The 20,757-nt window shown below is 45.7% G+C and carries 14 protein-coding genes; 8 read left to right on the top strand and 6 right to left on the bottom strand.

Annotated features, from left to right (window positions below; translation table 11 throughout):
• The first annotated feature begins 59 nt into the window (after positions 1–59).
• Positions 60–1,490, top strand: a complete 1,431-nt coding sequence (locus tag AC1DCV_RS06925) for a GDSL-type esterase/lipase family protein (protein WP_477022507.1) — start codon at positions 60–62, stop codon at positions 1,488–1,490.
• 72 nt (positions 1,491–1,562) lie between these two features.
• On the opposite strand, the gene AC1DCV_RS06920 is transcribed toward AC1DCV_RS06925, so the two are convergent.
• Positions 1,563–2,129, bottom strand: a complete 567-nt coding sequence (locus AC1DCV_RS06920; RefSeq protein ID WP_477022506.1) for a hypothetical protein — start codon at positions 2,127–2,129, stop codon at positions 1,563–1,565.
• 388 nt (positions 2,130–2,517) lie between these two features.
• Between AC1DCV_RS06920 and AC1DCV_RS06915 the strand changes: the two genes are divergently transcribed.
• The gene (locus tag AC1DCV_RS06915) at positions 2,518–3,870 is read left to right on the top strand and encodes an outer membrane beta-barrel protein (RefSeq protein WP_477022505.1); all 1,353 of its coding nucleotides are present in this window, start codon (positions 2,518–2,520) and stop codon (positions 3,868–3,870) included.
• Between the two features lie 75 nt (positions 3,871–3,945).
• On the opposite strand, the gene AC1DCV_RS06910 is transcribed toward AC1DCV_RS06915, so the two are convergent.
• From AC1DCV_RS06910 to AC1DCV_RS06895, 4 genes are all read right to left on the bottom strand, one after another.
• Positions 3,946–5,298: a sigma-54-dependent transcriptional regulator gene (locus AC1DCV_RS06910; RefSeq protein WP_477022504.1), complete on the bottom strand. Its 1,353-nt coding sequence runs from the start codon at positions 5,296–5,298 to the stop codon at positions 3,946–3,948.
• 11 nt (positions 5,299–5,309) lie between these two features.
• On the bottom strand, positions 5,310–6,575 hold the full coding sequence (locus tag AC1DCV_RS06905) for a histidine kinase dimerization/phospho-acceptor domain-containing protein (protein WP_477022503.1): 1,266 nt from the start codon (positions 6,573–6,575) through the stop codon (positions 5,310–5,312).
• A 260-nt stretch (positions 6,576–6,835) separates the two neighbouring features.
• Entirely contained in the window at positions 6,836–7,945 is a 1,110-nt protein-coding gene (locus AC1DCV_RS06900; protein ID WP_477022502.1) for a glycoside hydrolase family protein, read from the bottom strand.
• A gap of 164 nt (positions 7,946–8,109) precedes the next feature.
• Positions 8,110–10,362 carry a GH92 family glycosyl hydrolase gene (locus tag AC1DCV_RS06895; RefSeq protein ID WP_477022501.1) on the bottom strand — a complete coding sequence of 751 codons (2,253 nt, stop codon included), beginning with the start codon at positions 10,360–10,362 and terminating at the stop codon, positions 8,110–8,112.
• Between the two features lie 64 nt (positions 10,363–10,426).
• Between AC1DCV_RS06895 and AC1DCV_RS06890 the strand changes: the two genes are divergently transcribed.
• Positions 10,427–11,005 carry an NADPH-dependent FMN reductase gene (locus AC1DCV_RS06890; RefSeq protein WP_477022500.1) on the top strand — a complete coding sequence of 193 codons (579 nt, stop codon included), beginning with the start codon at positions 10,427–10,429 and terminating at the stop codon, positions 11,003–11,005.
• Between the two features lie 110 nt (positions 11,006–11,115).
• Here the strand turns inward: AC1DCV_RS06890 and AC1DCV_RS06885 are convergent, their stop codons facing one another.
• Positions 11,116–13,074 (bottom strand): sialate O-acetylesterase, encoded by a 1,959-nt coding sequence (locus AC1DCV_RS06885; RefSeq protein WP_477022499.1) that lies wholly within the window; start codon positions 13,072–13,074, stop codon positions 11,116–11,118.
• Positions 13,075–13,312: 238 nt separating this feature from the next.
• Between AC1DCV_RS06885 and AC1DCV_RS06880 the strand changes: the two genes are divergently transcribed.
• The 5 genes from AC1DCV_RS06880 (at position 13,313) to AC1DCV_RS06860 (ending at position 20,713) form a co-directional block, all read left to right on the top strand.
• Positions 13,313–15,565 carry a heavy metal translocating P-type ATPase gene (locus tag AC1DCV_RS06880; protein WP_477022498.1) on the top strand — a complete coding sequence of 751 codons (2,253 nt, stop codon included), beginning with the start codon at positions 13,313–13,315 and terminating at the stop codon, positions 15,563–15,565.
• A gap of 102 nt (positions 15,566–15,667) precedes the next feature.
• Complete coding sequence (locus tag AC1DCV_RS06875; protein ID WP_477022497.1) at positions 15,668–15,880, top strand: heavy-metal-associated domain-containing protein; 213 nt, start codon at positions 15,668–15,670, stop codon at positions 15,878–15,880.
• 52 nt (positions 15,881–15,932) lie between these two features.
• Positions 15,933–16,433: a DUF3347 domain-containing protein gene (locus AC1DCV_RS06870; protein ID WP_477022496.1), complete on the top strand. Its 501-nt coding sequence runs from the start codon at positions 15,933–15,935 to the stop codon at positions 16,431–16,433.
• A gap of 16 nt (positions 16,434–16,449) precedes the next feature.
• On the top strand, positions 16,450–18,654 hold the full coding sequence (locus AC1DCV_RS06865; protein ID WP_477022495.1) for a multicopper oxidase domain-containing protein: 2,205 nt from the start codon (positions 16,450–16,452) through the stop codon (positions 18,652–18,654).
• 10 nt (positions 18,655–18,664) lie between these two features.
• A complete protein-coding gene (locus AC1DCV_RS06860) occupies positions 18,665–20,713 on the top strand; it encodes a copper-translocating P-type ATPase (protein ID WP_477022494.1) in 2,049 nt (682 codons plus the stop codon).
• The last annotated feature ends 44 nt before the right edge of the window (positions 20,714–20,757 follow it).

The raw sequence follows: 20,757 nt of genomic DNA, 5'->3' as shown, positions 1-20,757 counted from the left end.
ACATACGTGGAATAATTTATTATCTTAACACTGCATTATTCCACGTATAACTTATGCATATGACATCCCGGTATTTTATTTTATTACTGACCATGCTTTATAGCATGCCCCTTTTTGCAGGTCCCGCAAAGCCCATTAAAATTGCCTGTCTGGGTGCAAGTATCTGCGCCGGCGCCAGACTCGCCCATCCGGAAACGCAATCTTATCCTGCTCAACTGGGACAATTGCTGGGAGCGGGTTACCAGGTAACCAACTACGGTGTGAGCAGCACTACTTTATTAAAAAAAGGAGATCATCCCTACGGGAATACCCAACAATACAAAGATGCATTGGCCGGTGAACCGAACATCGTGCTGATCGACCTTGGTGGTAACGATAGTAAGCTGGTGAACCGGGTATACCTGGATGAATATGAAAAGGATTATAAGGATATGATCCGTGCATTCCAATTGTTGCCTACTCATCCCCGCATCCTGCTATTATTACCGATTGTGTCTTTTGTGGCCGATACTACCCAGATCTGGGATCCGGTGATTACAAATAAAATTTTACCTAAAGTAAGACAGGTAGCTTTTGAAACCTCTCTGGAGGTAGTAAATCTAAATGCATTGTTCATTGGTAAACCGGCCCTGTTGCCAGATGGTATTCATCCGGAACTGGAAGGCAATACCATGATGGCGAAGACGCTGTATGAAGTTGTTCATTTTAAACAGGTGTCTTCTTTGAACCTTACAAACCACCTGCCTGGTCAGGTATCTATCAGTTCCTTTTTCGGTTATCGTTGTGCAGATTTTGACTTCAAAGGACATGCCTGTAAAGTAGTGGCACCCGCGCGGGAAGCAGCAGGCCATCCCTGGATCTGGCGGGCCCGTTTCTGGGGACATGAACCGCAGACTGATATTGCCTTACTGGAAAGAGGTTTCCACCTGGTGTATTGCGATGCTTCAGAGTTGTTTGGCAACAAAGAAGCCATTCAGCTATGGGATGATTTTTATGCCATGCTTCACCAAAAAGGATTAGCTCCTAAAGCCGTGATGGAAGGAATGAGCAGGGGCGCGGTATATGTATATAACTGGGCAGCCGTGAATCCGGATAAGGTAGCTGCCGTGTATGTAGACAATCCCGTAATGGACCTGGTGAGCTGGCCTGGCATTCAGTTTAAAAAGCAAATGCCTAACCGCAAGGAATGGGAGACTTTCAAAAAAGATTATAACCTGACCACAGATGAAGCGGCATTGGCATTTAAAGGCAGTCCGTTATATAAAGTAAAAGAGATCGTGAAAGGGAAGTATCCCATGCTGCATGTATTGGCAGATGCAGATGCAGATGTGCCTCCGGCAGAAAATACTTTACCTTTTGAAGAAAAAATTCGTGCAGCCGGTGGCGATATAACGGTAATGCATAAGCCGGGTTTTGCGCATCATCCACATAGTTTTCCGGATCCTACGCCGATAGTAGATTTTATATTGAAAACAGCTTTTAGCCATTAGCTTTTAGCTGTTAGCATTTCTGTTAGCACTGCTGATCTGAAATGCTAACAGCTAAAAGCTAATGGCTAAAAGCTATTTCAGCAACCATTCGAGTTTATACATCTTATGAAAGCTATCGTAAGTCAATAGTTCTGCATCTCTTTTAAATAACGCATCTATCTGATCCGGTAACGTAGCATGATCTGCGAAGGCCTGTTTTACATTCCACGCGGTCAGTGACTGCAGGCCGCCGTTGGCGGCAGAGAAATAGTATTTAAACTGATCTTCCGGTCCTTCTTTGGGAGAGGCCGGTATTTTCCTCTTATATAATAATAACCGCGGATTATTATTCAGCAGTTGGAAACTGTGGTTCCCTATTATTCTATACACTTCACCATTGCTAAGCTGATAGGCAAATATTTCATTTTTGTTCAGGTGTATGTGGTTACCCTTGTATTGTATGGTAACATAACTTTTGGGTGCAAGTGTGTAAAGCTTAATTACGGGTGTACTGCTGCTGTCCCGGGCATAGGTAAGCTGGTTGCTTAGGTAATCATTCATGTTACGATAGATGCCTGTTATCTTTTTTTGTGCGCTTATGGCCATGCTGATGCTCATCAGTAATAGGACCATTCCTGTAATACTCTTCAACCTTTTCATGATTTTGTTGTTTTATGCCATAACAAGTGCAAGAGAAATGCCCGAACGTAATAACGCGGTAAAATGAATGTTAAATCTGCTACAGTATTGAGTTTACCGTTTTTTGTTCCGGTGTAAGGTGATTTTACCACCATGTCATAATGAGAATATTAGTCAAATTAATAACATGCCGGGTTTATCCTGCAATTTTACTAAAAGAGTTGTTCATTTTGACATACTTTTTCATTTTGACATCATTTTTCTGCTTCTTTTTTTTGTGAGTCAATATTGGTTGGGCGTTTGTGATTGGCTGTGGTGTTGAGTTGTGTGGATCTGGCATTACATGGTAGCTATCAGGGCATGTGATTGGATATACTATCGGAAGATTAAGTATAAACTTTAACAACGCATGAAAAAAGGATTATTAATGTCGCTTATCCTGACAATGTCCCTGTCTTATGGATATGCACAGCAAGACACAGCAGCCACCAAAACAAATACTGTAGCAGTAGATGGTTCCAATGGGAGGAGTCTCCCTTCTCCACTTTCTTCACCTCCTTTCCCCAGCGGGGAATGGGTAGGCACACCAGTTATTGGTGCCCCATGGGATGCACCTGATTATCCCTTAACAAAATTACTGGGTCTGGCTAAAAGTAAAAGCCGGATTAAAATTTATGGTTGGATAGATGTGGGCGTAAACGGGAGTACTTCTAAAAACTCCAATGCGCCTACTTCCTATAACCTGGTACCTAACCGTGTGGTGTTGGATCAGGCGATTCTTCGGGTAGAAAGGCAGCCGAATACGGTGCAGAAAGAGCATGCAGACTGGGGTTTTGTGATAGATAATATCTATGGTACTGATTATCGTTATACGCTGGCCAAAGGTATTTTCAGTGATCAGCTGTTAAAGAAGAATAACCTGTATGGTTATGACCCTACACAGGTATACGGTATGCTGTATTTGCCAAAGGTAGCGCAGGGATTACTGATAAAAGTGGGCCGGTTTATTTCTCCTGCGGATATTGAAGCGCAGTGGGCTCCTGATAACTACCTGTATTCTCACTCTCTCATGTTTACAGTAGATCCATATACGTTTACAGGGGTGCATGCTATTTTAAAATTAAATGATCATTGGCAACTGTCTGGCGGTATACATACTGGTAATGATATGGCGCCCTGGAGTAAATCTGCCAGTGTGAATGGTTTGGCGATGGTACGTTGGGTATCTTCCAATAACAACAACTCCCTGTACGGTGGTATTAACTCATTAGGCCGCGGATATTATAAAGAAGCGCATGACAACCTGCAAATGGTGGTTGGTACCTGGGGACACCGTTTCAGTAACAAAGTACACATGAATACCGAAGCTTATTATATCTGGCAGCATGATGCGGCAGTAGGTGGAACGGCTATTGACGGTCCGGGTAAAGAATGGTATATGGGAACTGGTCTCGGTGCTACGATTCCTGGTATTGCCAATGCAGTAGGATTGGTGAATTATTTCCAGATACAGTTGTCGGCTGAGAAGGATTATTTGTCTATCCGCAATGATTTCCTGAATGATCCGCAGGGTAACCGTACCGGCTATACGACTGCTTATAGCAGTCATACGATTGGGTGGGTACATCACTTTAATAAGCTGATCAGGATTCGTCCGGAAGTGAGGTATGAGCGTGCTTATGGTGATGACATTACACCTTACGACAATGGTACCCGCAAGGATCAATTTACTGCAGCGATGGACCTGATCGTAAGATTCTAAGAGAGAAAGTTTGATTTTTAATATAGGCTTAACGATAACTGCCGGTAATTTTTTACCTGGCAGTTTTTTTTATGCCTACAGTTGAAGACTATATTCTTCCATTTTGCGGTAAAGCGTAGAGAGACCTATATTCAGGAGCCTTGCTGCTTTGGATTTATTCCCGCTGGCATATTTAATCACCCATTGTATATGTAATTTCTCCATGGCAGCCAGGTCGAAAGTACCTGTTTTTTGACGTAGCGGACTCTTTTGCAGCTTCATTTCAATGGGTAGTGCTTCCAGTGTCAGGATGGGTTGTGCGGAGACGATGACGGCACGTTCAATCACATTTTTCAGTTCACGGATATTGCCTCTCCATTCATGGAGTTTCAGGTATTCCATAAATTCCCGGTTCATACCATTGATCTGCCGGTTGGTTTTGGCGGCGAAGAGTTCCAGGAAATGGCGGGCAAATACAGGGATATCTTCCGGTCTTTCCCGCAGCGCCGGCAGTTGTATGGTAAATACATTGAGGCGGTAGTAGAGATCTTCCCGAAAGCGGCCCTGTTCTATTTCCTGTGCGAGGTTTCTGTTGGTAGCGGCTATAATTCGTATATCCACTTTCGTTACTTTGGTATCGCCCACTTTAATGAATTCACTGGTTTCCAGTACACGTAATAATTTCGCCTGGAGGTCCAGTGGCATTTCACCTATTTCATCCAGGAAGAGGGTGCCCTGGTGGGCTTCTTCTATCAGTCCTTTTTTATTTTTGATGGCGCCGGTAAAAGCGCCTGCCTTATAACCAAAGATTTCACTTTCCAGTATATCCTTACCGATGGCGCTGCAGTTGATCGCTAAGAAATCCTTTGCTGCGCGGCTGCTGGCGCTGTGGATGGCTTGTGCAAACATTTCCTTGCCGGAGCCGGTTTCTCCTAAAAGGAGTACGGCAGCTTCGCTGGGCGCTGCTTTCATGGCCAGCTCTTTGGCTGCTGTAATGTTGGCGGAGGTTCCCAGTAAATCATCGAAGCTGGCGTATTGTTTACCAATGCGTGTTTCCAGGTGTTGAATACGTTTTTGCAGTTGTACTTTTTCCAGTGCACGATACAGCAGGGGAATGATTTTGGCGTTGTCGTTACCTTTGGTGATATAATCAAAAGCCCCTTCTTTAATGGCGCGTACGCTGTCGGGTATATTGCCATAGGCGGTGAGCAATACAATTTCGGCAGATAAATTTTTTTCACGGAGATAAGTAACCAGGTCTATACCATTGCCATCGGGCAGCATGATATCGCTTAGTACTACATCGATAGGTTCTGTGTCCAGTATGCGCCGGGCAGCTTTCATACTGGCGCATTCATAGATATGAAAGCCTTCTAATGCGATGATCCGTTTTAGTAAGTGGCGAAGTTTTTCTTCATCTTCTACCAATAAAATAGTTCCCGTAGTCATGTGATGAATAATTAAGAATGAATAATATGGATATCTCCGGTTGGTGTTGCCGGATATGTTTCAATGGCCAGTACTTCTTCCCCGGCGATATCCAGCAGGGTAGTACTGATTTGCAGGATGCGTTCCACATCCTCGCTGATGCTGTCCAGCAACTGTTGTTGTTCGGCGTGTAGTGTGCCTATTCTTTCATCGCTTAGCAGGCTAAGACTCATCTTCATGGAAGAGATAGGCGTTTTTAATTCATGTGATACTGTGGCAATGAATTTTGTTTTGGCGGCAGATAGTTCCTGGAAGGCAGTAATATTACGCAGCACCATCACTTCTCCGATGGCGTCACCATTGTTGCTGACGGTAATGACTTCTTTGGTGAAAAAGTGGTGATGACCGCTGCTGATTATTTTCAGTTGTTTATTAGCCGGATGTTTTATGAGGGCCGTTAACAAGGGATGTTTGGCAGGGGCTGTTTTGTTTAGTAAGGATAAATCGGTATTGTCAAACAAGCGGGTGGCGGAGGCGTTCATAAACAGCACCTGGTGATGTTCATCAAAACCAACGATGCCATCATTCATCTGGTTGATAATGGCTTCTATCCTTGTTTTTTCGAACCTGATCTGTGCCAGGTTGCCATGTTCATATTCATGTAGTTTTCCTGCCATCATATTGAATACAGTCGCGAGTTCGCCAAATTCATCTCCCTGGGAAAGATGGATACGGGTATTATAATTTTTATTGGAAATTTCGCGGATACCGGCATGCAGTAGGYGGATAGGATTGGTGACAATGCGCGGAAAGCTGATGATGAATATGATGGATACGCCAATCAGTAGTACAATAATGAGGGCGAGTGACAKAATCGCTGTAGCTGCGGTGTCGGCTGATACCTGGTTTTTACGTAGAATGGCCTGCTGATTAATTACTGCCACCTGTAAAATGGCAGTGCGTAAAGCCGCTTTCAGGGTATCGTTGCCTGGCTGCAGGGCCAGACTGGTGGAGAGGTTCGCCGCTTTACGGGTGGCGATGTCTTCTCCGGGTTCTGTTACATTGTGCTGTTGCCGGAGGAGATTTTCGTTGAAGGTGGTCCATGCTACCGGATGTTGCTCCAGCGCCAGCAGCATGTTGTTGGAGAAGATGAGGGAGTTATGATTTTGCTTTAGCATCAGCCGGGCATTGCGGCTCAACTGGTAAATACGGAAGATACCGAGCATACCAATCGCTAATGTTACGGCAAATAGAAAAACCAGTCCAAGTGTGAATTTTGTTTTTAAGCGGAGCATCATGGCTTGTCTGAATTGAATGGATTAGATACAAGGCATCACCAAACAGGTGCCAGTAAGGGTTTTTAGCTATAAGTGGTTGTTTTATAATTAATTAGGTAGGATATGGCCGGGACTTTGATTTTTCAACCCTATCAAAATGGGGTGCTTTTTTTCAAAATAACAGGGTACTTTGATAGTTGTTGAAAAGTAATATTTTGAAAAGAAACCGGTGCCGCTTGAAAAAATGCGGGGGATGATTATTCCCATAATACCGGATAAATTTATTTTAGGTTGATGACCATATTCCAGGTCTTGTCTACTTCATAAGGTCTTGGTCCGGAGCCTGTAGCTGCAAACAGATGTGTAGGCTTACCGTTTTCAAATAAGAGGAACGGTCTTTCAAAGTTAGCCTGGTGAGTGGTGGTGCCGTCATTCCATTTCACAGTCCGCGAATAGGCTTTTACGGGACTCGATAATTTCCAGTTGATACCATTTTTTGAAGTGGCATGAATACCGCCGCCTTCTTCCCCGCAAATATGTCCGAAGCGGTCTTTCATAATCAGTTCATACTGCCGGCCTGACCACCATACAAACGGATCTTCCACATCGTTGTCCATGTTTTCTTTGCTATGAAAGGAGAAGACAGGTTTGTCTGAAAGCCGCTCATATACGGCATCGTATTGTTTGGCTCCTGCGGCGCCCAGTAACAGAGGAGGCGTATGATCTCTGGAAGATGATTTATACATGAGGTATACACTGCCATCTGGTTTTACTACAGGTGACGGATTGGAGGTGATGGAAGCATCCCATTTTCCGGGGCGTGGCGATATCACTGGTGTATCCATTCTTTTCCAGGGGCCCAAAACGGAGTCGGCTACGGCCAGGCCTACACGCTTATGCATCCAGGCGCGTTGTGCGCGTCCGTCTGCCCAAACATCATCACGGTTATCGGGTACCTTGAAGTCGTAGGAGGTACCCATATAATACAGCAGGTATTTGTTTTTATATTTTACAATCCTGGGATTGTGTGTTACGAGGCCGTCAAAGTAGTTCTTGCCGCGGGGCGACAGTACTACTTCTGCAAAGGTATAAGGGCCTTCCGGCGTGGGAGATACTGCTCTTACGATCTGTGAATTAGTAACCCAGTTGCCAAAGCCCAGCTCTTTTGACCAGCGGGAGGCAAACATGTGATATTGTCCGTCTTCACCTTTTACTACAGAAGGATCCCATACCCAGTAATCATCCATTTTGAAGCCGCCACCTACAGGCGCGGTGAGGAGTTTATCTGCGAAGGCAGGTTCCCCGGCGGCGGCCAATAGCTTATTGGTACCCAGTAAGGATGGGAGAATAATGCCCGCGGTGACCTGTTGTATAAAAGTGCTTCTTTTCATGTGTCCAACGTGTTACAATCGACTATTGGTTAGCGCCGTTGCTGCAACATACAAAAAAAAGCGAGGTATTGAAGCAAAGGAATTATTTATTTGTCTGTAACGTATGGAGATGAATAACAACATCCCGATTTGTAAGGGAGGTTGTTACCCCGGTCTGCCGCTAGTCAGTTTTTTTTATCGTCTGTGGCACTTATTTCAAATACACCGCCCCGCATCAGATCTTTATGAGAGAGGGTGGTAGGGTTATATTTTTTCCCGTCTTTTTTAACCGTATCAATAAACAGTGCTTTTTTTCCAGGCACCGCATGAACGATGAAGGTAGTAGTAGTACCCGGACCTGTCTGAATAGTGACCTGGTCAAACAGGGGCCTTATAAAGGTATACTCCGCAGCGACCGGATTTACCGGATAAAATCCTATAGCGGAAAATACATACCAGGCGCTGATTTGACCGGCATCATCATTGCCGCATAATCCACCGGGACCATCATCATATTCCTCCGCCAGGATTTCATCCACACGCTGTTGCAGCAGGTTGGGTTTATCGATGTAGCTATAGAGAAATGGAATTTGCTGACCGGGTTCATTACCATGCCAGTACTCCTTCTTTTCAAAAATACTATCCAGTGCCTGCTCAAATTTTTGTTTGCCACCCATCATATTGATGAGGCCGGGGACATCGTGAGGAACATAAAAGCCGTATTGCCGCGGAGTACCCTCCGTAATGAAAAAAGCTTTTTTATCCGGGTCCGGGTGCTCATACCATTTGCCGGAAGCATAACGCCCATTTACATAGCCTGGGTGTGGATCAAATACATGCATATAATTTTTAGCCCTTTGGCGGAGTAGCTGCGCATCTGCTTTTTTATGTAGTGCTGTTGCGATGGTAGAGAGGGCGTAATCATCAAATGCATATTCCAGTGTACGGGATACCTGTTCTTTGCTATGGAAGGCAAAGGGTACATTGTCTTCCAGTGGCACATAACCATATTGCAGATAGGAGGTTAGTGCCCTGCGGCCTTTGCCCTGTTTGTAGTCAGTTGCAGATGCTGTGTCAAAGGCATTCTGCCGCATCAGCCGGTAGGCTTCTTCTGCATCGTAATCACGTATGCCTTTGTTGTAGGCAGAAGCAATGAATGGAATGGCATGATCTCCGATCATGGCGGCGGTGTAATTATTCCAGCAAGGGAAGATCGGGAGCCAGCCCCCTTGTTGACCTTTTAATAGGAGCGAACGTACAAAGTCGTTGATCAGCGCGGGGTCCAATATTTCGTATAGTGGTAACTGTGCCCGGTAAATATCCCACATAGAAAAGTCATCGTAGTAGTTACCGTTGGCCAGCTGTTTTACCTGGTAGGATTGTGAAAATGCAGGGTAGCTACCTTTTACATCATTGAAAAGCCTGGGATGCTGCATGGTATGATACAGTGCAGTGTAAAAGATGCGTTTGTTTTTTTCCTGCGGTCCTTCTACCAATATTTTATTCAACGCTTTGTTCCATACTTCATTGCCTGCTTTTACCTGTGCATCGAAGTTCCAGTGGTTAATTTCTGCGGCCAGGTTTTCCCGGGCGGCGGCGATGCTGGTAAACGAAGTGCCTACACGCATTTTAAGGATGCTGCCTTTGTGTACCCTGAATTTTACGGCGCTGCCTATGTTGGGTTGCTGGCTGATACTGTCTGCCACCACCACGGATGATTCACTGAATATGGTTGGATCCTGGAAGCTTTCTTCAAAGCGGACTACAAAATAGCCGCTGAATCCTGCGGGTTGTCCCTGTCCCTGGTAAATGCGATAGGCAGGATTGTAGCCGGAAATTTCGTTGTTGGTACGGTCTATATAAATGGCGCCTTTGCCGCGGTCGCTGTTGGGGCGTATAATGATATAACAGTCATCATCGCGGTCAAAGCTGAATTGTATCATGCTGCAACGTGCGGTAGCCGTGACTTCCGCCTTTACCTGGTATTTATCCAGCGTAACCCCATAATAAGCCGGCGTTGCTATTTCTGACTGATGGGAATACGTACTGGCGTAGTCGTTAGGAGATGTTTTCAGTGTGCCACATACAGGCATAATGGTAAAGCTGCCGTAGTCCTGTGTACAGGAACCGCTGAGCCAGTGGCTGCCGCGGAAGCCGCTGAAAAGATTGTCTTTGTAATAATAGGGTGCTACACATTTCTGTTCGGTGAGCCTGGTTTGAGGAGTCCACTGTGTCATGCCGAAAGGCATGCCTACAGCAGGGATGGTATTAGCCAGTTGCTCGGTACCTGCGCCGTGTTTTTGTGCAGTCACAGTGGTACTGTTAGCCGTACCGGTGAGGGTGTTTACGTATGGAAGAAGGTTTTTTGTTTGGGCGGTGGTGGTAAGGTGACAAACCAATAATAACATCAGTGATTTCAGTACCGTCATTTCTTTCATGTGGATTGATTTATCTTTGAACCCCGATTTACCGGAGTAGCACCAATAAAAATAATAAACTATTATGAGTAACAAAATAAATGTATTGGCGATTTGTGGCAGTACACGGCAATCTTCTTCCAATCACCATCTCATTAAGGCGATCACAGACCTGAGCGCTGATCTATTCCAGGTGCACATATTGGAAGGATTAACAGCTATTCCGCATTTCAATCCTGATCTGGATATGGATCCTGATAGTGCACCTGCGCAGGTACAGGCATTCCGGGAGCAGTTGGCACAGGCGGATGCGGTGTTGATCTGCACACCCGAATATGCGATTGGGGTACCGGGAACATTAAAAAATGCGATAGACTGGACGGTGTCCTCCATGCACTTTTCTAAAAAGCCGGTGGCATTAATTACAGCGGGTACTTCAGGCCATAAGGCACATCAGTCTTTGTTGGGGACCTTGTTGATTATTGAGTCAAAAATAAGTGAGGATGCACAATTGATAGTGTCTGGCGTGAAAACAAAAGTAAACGATCAGGGCGTGATTACAGATGAAGGAACGTTGACGCAGGTACGAAAACTGGTACAATCGCTGGCTGCAGTAGTGGCTGGGGAGGAAGTTGTTTTATTGCCCGCGCCATTGTTGTTTTAAGATGATCTTAAACAACGAGGGGCTTTGCAGCATTAACTGCAAAGCCCCTCGTTGTTTTTTATATTATTAAGAAGTGTTTTTCCGAAACACTTCGCATGATCTGTATATGCTTATCGCACGCTATATTTCTTATCTTCTGTAACACTTTTCCAGTTATCAGTGCGGAAGGGGGCTGCCGGAAAGCCTTCTTTATTAAAGAGGTTATCTTCCAGGTTATCATCTGCCCAACCGTAACGTACGGCTACCGGGCTGCTTACTTCATCTGTGTATACCACTACTTTATCGCCATCGATGAATGCTTTGGCATAATGAAATTGCTGATCAGCGCCCGCTATTTCAAATCCTCTGATGTAACCGTATTTGTCTTTAACCGTTAAGCCGCCGCCGGTGCTGGTAAAGCTGAGGGTGATTTTGTTACCGTTTGTTTGCATGGACTGATATACAGGGCCACTGAATATATTATTTTGTCCGTAGGTGTTATGCAATGCTACGGCGGCTAATCTTTTGCCTACATCCTGTTTGTTTCTCGGGTGAATATCTTTAGGCTCACCTATATCCGTGATAACGGCCATGCCTGTATTAGGTACGTTGAGAGAGAGGGTTTGCGCTTCTCTCAGCTCAGCCCATTTGCTACCATTTTGACTGGTGCCGTTAGCGGAGTTGAAGCTGGCCAGTTGTACAAAGTAAAACGGAAATTCGCCCTGGTTCCATAATCTGCGCCAGTCGTTGATCAGCAGCGGAAAGGCTTTTCTGTATTGGTAGGCGCGGTCGGCATTACTTTCGCCCTGGTACCAGATAGCGCCTTTAATAGCAAAGGGTAATATCGGATGGATCATGGCATTATACAGCAGGGAAGGGTAGCTGTTGGGGCCAACGCTATTGTCTGCTGTGATCACGGAAGCGATGCGGAATGCCCAGTTACCTGCCAGTGATTGTTTGTGGCCGGCTATGTTTACAAACAGATCAGATGATTCCCCTGTAAAGCCGCCACCGCCGCCAGTGTCCTGTATTTTTACGGCAATCACGTTATTGCCTGCTTTTAATACACCTGCTGGTATCTGATACACACGGCTGGCACTGTATAGATTAGTGCTGCCTACCCGTGTGCCGTTGATATAGGTAACATCGTTATCGTCTATTGGACCCAGACTCAGTTCCGCGGGTTTGCCGGCGTCTGCGGGAGCTATATTAAAGTTGTTGCGGAACCATATTTCTCCATCAAAATCAGGCAGTTGTTGCGTTTCCCATGCACCGGGGACTTTCATTTTCAGCCACGACTGGTCGGCGATATTTTCTGACGACCAGGAGGCTGCAGTAGCAGCATCTGGCAAACTGCCCTGTAATGTTTGAATGGTTTTTGCTACCCTGTTTTTGTTGACGAGTGCGAAAGAATCGAGGTTCAATACCGGTGTGTTTTTCATCAGGTCGCTGAAGGCTTCGTTGTCAGCCAGGCCTTCGCGGCTGATCCATGTTTCCACGATGGTACCGCCCCAGGATGTATGTATTAAGCCAATGGGTACATGTAGTTGTTCGTTGAGTGCCCGAGCAAAGAAGTAGCCCACCGCTGTGAATTCGCCGGTATTTTCAGGACTGGCAGGTAACCAGGCGCTTTGCTTAATATCGGCTTTGGGGGTGGCGGAAATATCTTTCGGTAAATAAAAGTGCCGGATATCAGGGTTGGCGGAAGCCGCCTTTTCTTTGTCGGCATTGAATACATCTTTGACATGGAATTCCATGTTTGACTGCCCGCTGCAAATCCATACGTCCCCCATGAGTACATCATGTACCGTAATGTCGTTATGACCTTTTACCGACAGGTTATAAGGGCCGCCGGCTTTTTCGGGATTCAGCAATACTTTCCACTGCCCGTTTTTATCTGCTTTGACGGTCTTTGTTTGCTGATTAAACCGGATGGTAATCTTTTCATTCTTATCTGCCCAGCCCCATACAGGAATCGGCTTATCACGCTGGAGGATCATGTTATCCCCGAAAATGTTGGGTAAACGAACGGTAGCGAAAGCCATGGAACTTATCATGGTAGCCGCCAATAATAGAACTCTTTTTTTCATAATTGTGGTATTGTCTGAATAAAGTTGTCAGGGAAACCCCGTGGAATCGCTATGCGAAGATAAATGTAAGGAAGACATTTTTTATTTTATAACTTTTATATAGGAATGGTGGTTTTGAAGCAGATAGGACACCGGGATCTGTTCCGGTAATACTTAAAATTATATACAACTAATACTAAATAGTGTAACAATTCGCCTTCCTGCGGGGAGTAGCTTTGCATAATAAAATAAGTCAATTATGTCAATCGCTATATCCGCGCAGCCTGTTGCTGCACGTACAAAGAATCAGATTAAAGAATCATTCCCGGTGCTGGAAATGACCTGTGCCGCCTGTGCTGTCAGCGTAGAATCTATGCTGAAATCAGTACCAGGTGTGGAAGATGCAGGGGTGAACTTCGCCAACCAGCGTGCCTGGGTAGTGTATGATCCCACCGTGGTTACACCGGAAGGGTTGCAAAGCAGCGTCCGCAGTGTGGGCTACGATTTGCTGATCAACAAGGAAAACCAGGAAGAAGAACAGGCTGCTGCACAGCAAAAGCACTACCAACAGGTAAAACAAAGAACCATCTGGTCGGCCGTCCTATCGTTGCCGGTAGTGATTATAGGTATGTTTTTCATGGATATGCCCTATGGCAACTATATCATGATGGCGTTTGCCACGCCCGTGGTATTTTTCCTGGGCCGTCACTTTTTTGTGAACGCCTGGAAACAAGCCAGACATGGTAAAGCCAATATGGACACCCTGGTAGCATTGAGCACCGGTATTGCCTGGTTGTTCAGTGCCTTTAATACTTTTTACCCTGAATTCTGGCACCAGCGGGGCTTGCATGCACATGTTTACTTTGAAGCAGCAGCGGTAGTCATCGCCTTTATCTCTCTCGGGAAATTACTGGAAGAAAAAGCAAAATCAAATACTTCTTCTGCCATCAAAAAACTGATCGGCTTACAGCCTAAGACCGTATTGCTGGTAGGCAGTGATGGCAGTACCACCGAAATTCCCATTGCACAGGTGCAGGTAAACGATCTGCTCGTGGTAAAGCCCGGCGAGAAGATCCCGGTGGATGGTAAAGTAGACAACGGTACCTCTTATGTAGATGAAAGTATGATTACCGGCGAGCCTGTACCCGTGGCTAAGAAAGCGGGTGATTCCGTGTTTGCTGGTACTATCAATCAGAAAGGGAGTTTTCAGTTCCGAGCTGAAAAAGTAGGGGCAGATACGTTGCTGGCTCAGATCATTAAAATGGTGCAGGAAGCCCAGGGTAGTAAAGCGCCGGTGCAGAAACTGGTCGATAAAATTGCCGGCATCTTTGTACCGGTAGTGATAGGTATTGCTATCTTAACTTTCATCACATGGATGGTACTGGGCACAGACAATGCTTTTAGTCATGCCTTGCTCACCGCTGTTACCGTACTGGTGATTGCCTGCCCCTGTGCGCTGGGGCTGGCCACACCCACCGCTATCATGGTAGGTGTAGGCAAGGGCGCCGAAAATAATATCCTCATCAGAGATGCAGAAAGCCTGGAGCTGGCGCATAAAGTAAATGCCCTGATACTGGACAAAACAGGTACCATTACAGAAGGCAAGCCGGTGGTGACAGATATTATCTGGAACATTACCGATACTAATGCGGCAGCGGTTTTATACACGCTGGAACGTCAATCGGAGCATCCGCTGGCAGAAGCCGTAGTAGCTCACCTGGAAGGGGATCATACCAAACCTGTTACCCTGCAGCGCTTTGAAAGCATTACCGGACAAGGGGTGGAAGGAAATTATGATGGCCGCACCTGGTATGCAGGTAATCTGAAGCTGATGCAGGCACATGGTGTGATCATGGATGGAGTGATTACCGCCAAAGCGGGCGCCTTACAGGCCGCTGCCAACACGGTGATCTACTTTGCTACCGGCACTACCTTGCTGGCCGTCATCGCGATTGCGGATAAAATTAAAGCCACTTCCAAAGCAGCGATTGAAACATTGCAGCGCAGCGGAATAGAGGTATATATGCTGACAGGCGACAATGCCCACACCGCGGCGGCTGTAGCGCAACAGGTAGGCATTAAGCATTGCCGGGCAGAAGTGCTGCCAGCCTTTAAAGCAGCTTTTGTAAAAGAACTACAACAGGCCGGCAAAGTGGTGGCCATGGCCGGTGATGGCATCAACGATTCGCAGGCACTGGCTCAGGCAGATGTGAGCATCGCCATGGGCAAGGGTTCCGATATTGCCATGGACGTGGCAAAGATGACGCTGATCACCTCTGACCTGAACAGTATTCCCCGGGCATTCAAATTATCCGGAAAAACTGTCCGCACCATTAAACAAAATCTCTTCTGGGCGTTTATATATAATATCATCGGTATTCCAATTGCGGCGGGCATTTTGTTCCCGGTCAATGGTTTCTTACTGGATCCCATGATTGCAGGGGCTGCAATGGCATTAAGCTCAGTGAGTGTAGTCAGCAACAGCTTACGCCTCAAAATGGCAAAACTATAATTATGTAAAAGGAATCATGAATTGTATAACAACAGACGCTTCCTTCCTACGTAATTTTACAACATCAAATAAATATTCATCTCACGAAAAAAGAATCATACAATGGAAACAGTACAGTTTAAAACAAACATTAAATGTTCAGGATGTATAGCAACGGTAACGCCTGTATTAAATAACCTCGCCGGCGCCGATAACTGGAGCGTAGACCTGGCCAGCCCGGATAAAGTATTGACTGTGTCAAAAGAAAATTTAGATAAAAGCGAAATCAGGGTGGCAATAGAAAAAGCAGGTTATAAAGCAGAAGCATTGTCTTAATATACCGCCTCCGGGCATGGATGAATTTCTTAAAAAAGTAAAACAAATTAACATGAAAAAGATATTACTGGCAGGAATAGTATTGGTAGCCGCATTTTTTCAACAAAGCATGGCACAGGATAAAACAGTATCTGCACAACTGTCTCCTTTACTTTCTCACTATTATCAGATTAAAGATGCACTGATCAGCAGTAATGCGACGGCTGTAGCCGCTCAGGCAGATGAATTCGCAAAAGCCGCTGCCAGTGTAGATATGACATCCATGCCCGCTGCTACACATACCGCTTACATGCCACTGTCGGAGAAACTGTTGGCCGATGCTAAAGCAATGTCTGGCACAAAAGATATCAGCAAACAGCGGGAATATTTCAAAACCTTCTCCGATAACTTTTATTTGCTGGCCAAAGCGGTACCACTGTCCGCGCAACCAGTATACCAGGAATACTGCCCCATGAAAAAAGCGTGCTGGTTAAGCAGCAGCAACGCTATTAAAAATCCTTACTATGGTAATCAGATGCTGACCTGTGGCAAAGTAAGTGATACCATCAAATAGTACTTTAACTTGAATTATGAAAGCAGTATTTCTGTATATAACATTGATGAGCCTGTGTAGTGTAGTTGCTGCACAGGCTTCTTTAAATCAGACTCCCAGGGTGATCCGATACGACCTGTATGTAGGTGATACCATGGTGAATTACTCTGGTAAAACAAAGCATGCCCTGTCTATTAACGGTACCATTCCCGGACCTACCTTACATCTGACGGAAGGAGATACCGCTGAAATTTACGTACACAACACTCTGAAAGAGGAAACGTCTATTCACTGGCACGGACTTATTTTACCCAATCAGTATGATGGTGTTTCCTACCTCACCACCAGTCCTGTAAAAGCAGGAGAAACGCACCTATACAGATTTCCGATTGTACAACATGGTACCTATTGGTATCACAGTCATACCATGTTCCAGGAGCAGAGCGGGATGTATGGCGCCATTGTTATTCATGAAAGAAATGAAACTAACGCAAAGGAATATACGATGTTGCTGAGCGACTGGACAGATATGCATCCGCATACCGTTAACCGCTATCTGCACAACGCCAACGACTGGTTCGCGATTAAGAAAGGATCTGTACAGAGTTATTCCGAAGCCATTCAGCATAAACATTTTTCTACCAAGGTGACCAATGAATGGAAACGCATGAATGCCATGGATGTGAGTGATGTATATTATGAACGTTTTCTCACGAATGGCAAAGCAGTGGCGGAACAGTCGCAGTTCAAAGCCGGCGATAAAGTAAGATTGCGCATTATAAATGGGAGCTCTTCCACTTATTTCTGGTTGCATTATGCCGGCGGTAAAATCACGGTAGTAGCCAATGATGGCGCAGATGTGGAACCAGTAGAAGTGGATCGCTTGCTGGTAGGCGTATCAGAAACTTATGATGTGATAGTGACCATACCGGAGAATATGCAGTATGAATTTATGGCTACTGCGGAAGATCGTACAGGAAGTACTTCTCTATGGCTGGGACAGGGCATGAAAATGCAGGCTAAGCCATTGCCCCGGTTGAAATATTTTGAAGGGATGAAGATGATGAATGGCATGATGAAGATGAATGGGGATCTGGATACCAGTGATGGCATGCAGATGACGAATCAGCAAATGGACATGAACACCGTGATGTATCCCGAAATTACCGGCGATGATACACCTGCTCCTATGGCTCATGATATGCATGGTATGCAGATGGACAGTACCGCAGGAGATATTGTAACACTGAATTACGGCATGTTAAAAGCTCCGGAGAAAACCACTTTACCTGCAGGGCCGGTGAAGCTGTTGAATTTTGAACTAACGGGTAATATGAACCGTTATGTATGGAGTATCAATAACAAAACAGTTTCCGAAACAGATAAAATCTTAATTAAGAAAGGAGAGATTGTAAGAATCGTGTTGTACAACAATACGATGATGCGGCATCCGATGCATTTGCATGGACATTTTTTCAGGGTATTGAACGGACAGGGAGAATATTCTCCGCTGAAAACAGTGCTGGACATCATGCCTATGGAAACGGATACGATTGAATTTGCCGCCACAGAAAGCGGGGACTGGTTCTTTCACTGTCATATTCTCTATCACATGATGAGTGGGATGGGACGTGTGTTCAGCTATGAAAATTCACCACCCAATCCGGAGGTGCCGGATCCGGCGATGGCTTACCGTATGCTGAAGAAAGATGATCGCATGTTGCATACTATGGCCAGGGTAGGACTGGAAAGTACCGGTAGTGACGGAGAAATCATGGTAGCGAATACGCGTTACCGTTTGTCTACCGAATGGCGCCTGGGATTAAATGACCGGCATGGTTATGAGAGCGAGAGTCATTTTGGACGATACTTTGGTAAAATGCAATGGCTGTTTCCATACGTAGGCTGGGATGTGCGTTACCGTAAGATGGATGAACCGGAGAAAAATTTATTCGGACAAAAGAATACCAAAGATTTCAGACAGGTGTTTCACGTAGGGTTGGAGTATACCTTGCCGATGCTGATTGTGGCAGATGCCTCTGTGGATACAGACGGGCGGCTGCGGTTTCAGCTGATGCGGGATGATGTACCGGTAACAAAGCGGTTGCGCTTCAGTTTTATGGTGAACACCGATAAAGAATACATGGCAGGGTTTCGGTACATTGTGACGAAGAACTTTGCATTTTCAACGCATTACGACAGTGACATGGGATTAKGCGCGGGAATTACATTAAGCTATTAAACTAACAGCAATGGAACATCAACATCAGCATACGGAAATGAAAATGGAACATGATATGTCAGCACATGATCATGCAGCCATGGGACACGGTGGGCAGGGCGGGCATCACGATCATCATGCCATGATGATTGCCGATTTCCGGAAACGTTTTTATATAGTACTGATACTAACCATCCCGGTGATGTTATTATCAAAAATGATTCAGCACTGGTTGGGTATTAGTATTAGTTTTCCGGGAGATGCATACGTATTGATGCTACTGTCGTCTGTAGTCTTTGTATACGGTGGCTGGCCATTTCTGAAAGGTTGGTATGAAGAGATGAAGGCCTGGGAGCCGGGTATGATGACATTGATAGGATTTGCTATTACAGTGGCATATATCTACAGCGTAGCCACCGTATTAGGTTTGTCAGGAATGGATTTTTTCTGGGAGCTGACTACGCTGATCCTCATCATGCTGCTGGGGCATTGGATTGAGATGAAATCGGTAGCCGGTGCATCCAGGGAGTTGGAGTTGTTGGTACAACTGATGCCGGACGATGCACACCTGGTACATGGGGAGCATGTCATGGAAGTAAAAACAGCTACACTCAAAACGGGAGATATTATTTTAATTAAGCCGGGAGAAAAAGTAGCTGCAGATGGCAGCATTACAGAAGGGGAAACCTATTTGAATGAGAGTATGCTGACGGGTGAATCAAAACCGGTGCAGAAGCAGAAAAATGATAAAGTCATTGCGGGGTCTATCAATGGCAATGGCGCTATTAAAGTGCTGGTGACACATGGGGCAGAAGATTCTTATTTATCGCAGGTAGTGAAGCTGGTGCAGGATGCGCAGCAATCCAAATCAAAAACGCAGTTGCTGGCAGATAAGGCGGCGCGCTGGCTGACGCTGATCGCTATTCTTGCCGGGGTAGCTACTTTTTTATATTGGTGGTTAAGTGGCAGGGATTTATCCTTCGCCATAGAGCGGATGGTAACGGTTATCGTAATTTGTTGTCCGCATGCGTTAGGGCTGGCAGTGCCGCTGGTGATTGCCAAATCCACGGCACTTTCTGCAAGGCATGGGTTGTTGATTAAGAACCGCACCGACTTTGAGAACTCACGTAAAATCACCACCATCGTATTTGATAAAACGGGTACCCTTACGGTGGGGCGTTTTGAAGTGGTGCGTTTTGAAGCAATACAGCAAGGGACATCGAAAGAAGTGATCCTGCAAATGGCGGCGGCGCTGGAGGGTAGCTCCGAGCATCCTATTGCTACGGGGATTATCAGTAAGGTCAAAGTATTGCAGTTATCGGTACCGGCGGCAGAAAATGTGACAGCGATTACAGGCAAAGGAATTACAGGCAGAGTGGATGGCAAAGACGTGAAAGTGGTGAGCCCGGGTTTTATCGCGGAGCAGTTTAAGGACCGCAACGTGAGCGCAGACATACAATCCGGGGAGACGGTTGTTTACGTAATGATCAATGATGTGATTGCAGGCTTTATCGCACTGGCAGACCAGATCAGACCCGAATCTGCGGGGGCTATTGCTACGTTAAAAGAAAATCATATTAAAACGGTGTTGCTCACGGGAGATAATAAAGTGGTGGCAGAAAGCGTGAGTAAAACGTTGGGGATGGATAGTTTCATCGCGGAAGTATTGCCGCATCAGAAGCTGGACAAAATAAAGGAATTGCAGGAGCAGGGCGAGTTTGTGGCGATGACGGGTGATGGGATAAATGATGCACCGGCATTGGCACAGGCAGATGTGGGCATTGCGATTGGCAGTGGAAGTGATGTGGCGGCAGAAACGGCGGGTATTGTGCTGGTGAACAGCAATCCTCAGGACGTGGTGAATCTTATTTTGTTTGGGAAAGCTACCTGGCGTAAAATGATTCAGAACCTGGCCTGGGCAACAGGCTATAATATAGTGGCGTTACCGTTAGCGGCCGGGGTATTATATAAAGAAGGTATTTTGCTGAGCCCAGCAGCGGGAGCGGTTTTGATGACTGTCAGTACCGTAGTGGTAGCCATTAATGCCAGCATGTTAAAAGTGAAAAGGGCAGGGAAATAAATATTGTGTATTTTGCGGAGGATTTATGCATGTGATAGTATTTG

It is taken from the genome of Chitinophaga sp. 10T418, from assembly GCF_056394125.1.
This window is presented reverse-complemented; position numbering and strand designations above follow the sequence as displayed.

Excerpts from the sequence above, each read along its gene's own strand:
- AC1DCV_RS06925 (WP_477022507.1), top strand. The coding sequence starts at position 60 with ATGACATCCCGGTATTTTATTTTATTACTGACCATGCTTTATAGCATG.
- AC1DCV_RS06885 (WP_477022499.1), bottom strand. The coding sequence starts at position 13,074 with ATGAAAAAAAGAGTTCTATTATTGGCGGCTACCATGATAAGTTCCATG.
- AC1DCV_RS06875 (WP_477022497.1), top strand. The coding sequence starts at position 15,668 with ATGGAAACAGTACAGTTTAAAACAAACATTAAATGTTCAGGATGTATA.
- AC1DCV_RS06895 (WP_477022501.1), bottom strand. The coding sequence starts at position 10,362 with ATGAAAGAAATGACGGTACTGAAATCACTGATGTTATTATTGGTTTGT.
- AC1DCV_RS06860 (WP_477022494.1), top strand. The coding sequence starts at position 18,665 with ATGGAACATCAACATCAGCATACGGAAATGAAAATGGAACATGATATG.
- AC1DCV_RS06880 (WP_477022498.1), top strand. The coding sequence starts at position 13,313 with ATGTCAATCGCTATATCCGCGCAGCCTGTTGCTGCACGTACAAAGAAT.
- AC1DCV_RS06910 (WP_477022504.1), bottom strand. The coding sequence starts at position 5,298 with ATGACTACGGGAACTATTTTATTGGTAGAAGATGAAGAAAAACTTCGC.
- AC1DCV_RS06915 (WP_477022505.1), top strand. The coding sequence starts at position 2,518 with ATGAAAAAAGGATTATTAATGTCGCTTATCCTGACAATGTCCCTGTCT.
- AC1DCV_RS06890 (WP_477022500.1), top strand. The coding sequence starts at position 10,427 with ATGAGTAACAAAATAAATGTATTGGCGATTTGTGGCAGTACACGGCAA.
- AC1DCV_RS06870 (WP_477022496.1), top strand. The coding sequence starts at position 15,933 with ATGAAAAAGATATTACTGGCAGGAATAGTATTGGTAGCCGCATTTTTT.
- AC1DCV_RS06900 (WP_477022502.1), bottom strand. The coding sequence starts at position 7,945 with ATGAAAAGAAGCACTTTTATACAACAGGTCACCGCGGGCATTATTCTC.
- AC1DCV_RS06920 (WP_477022506.1), bottom strand. The coding sequence starts at position 2,129 with ATGAAAAGGTTGAAGAGTATTACAGGAATGGTCCTATTACTGATGAGC.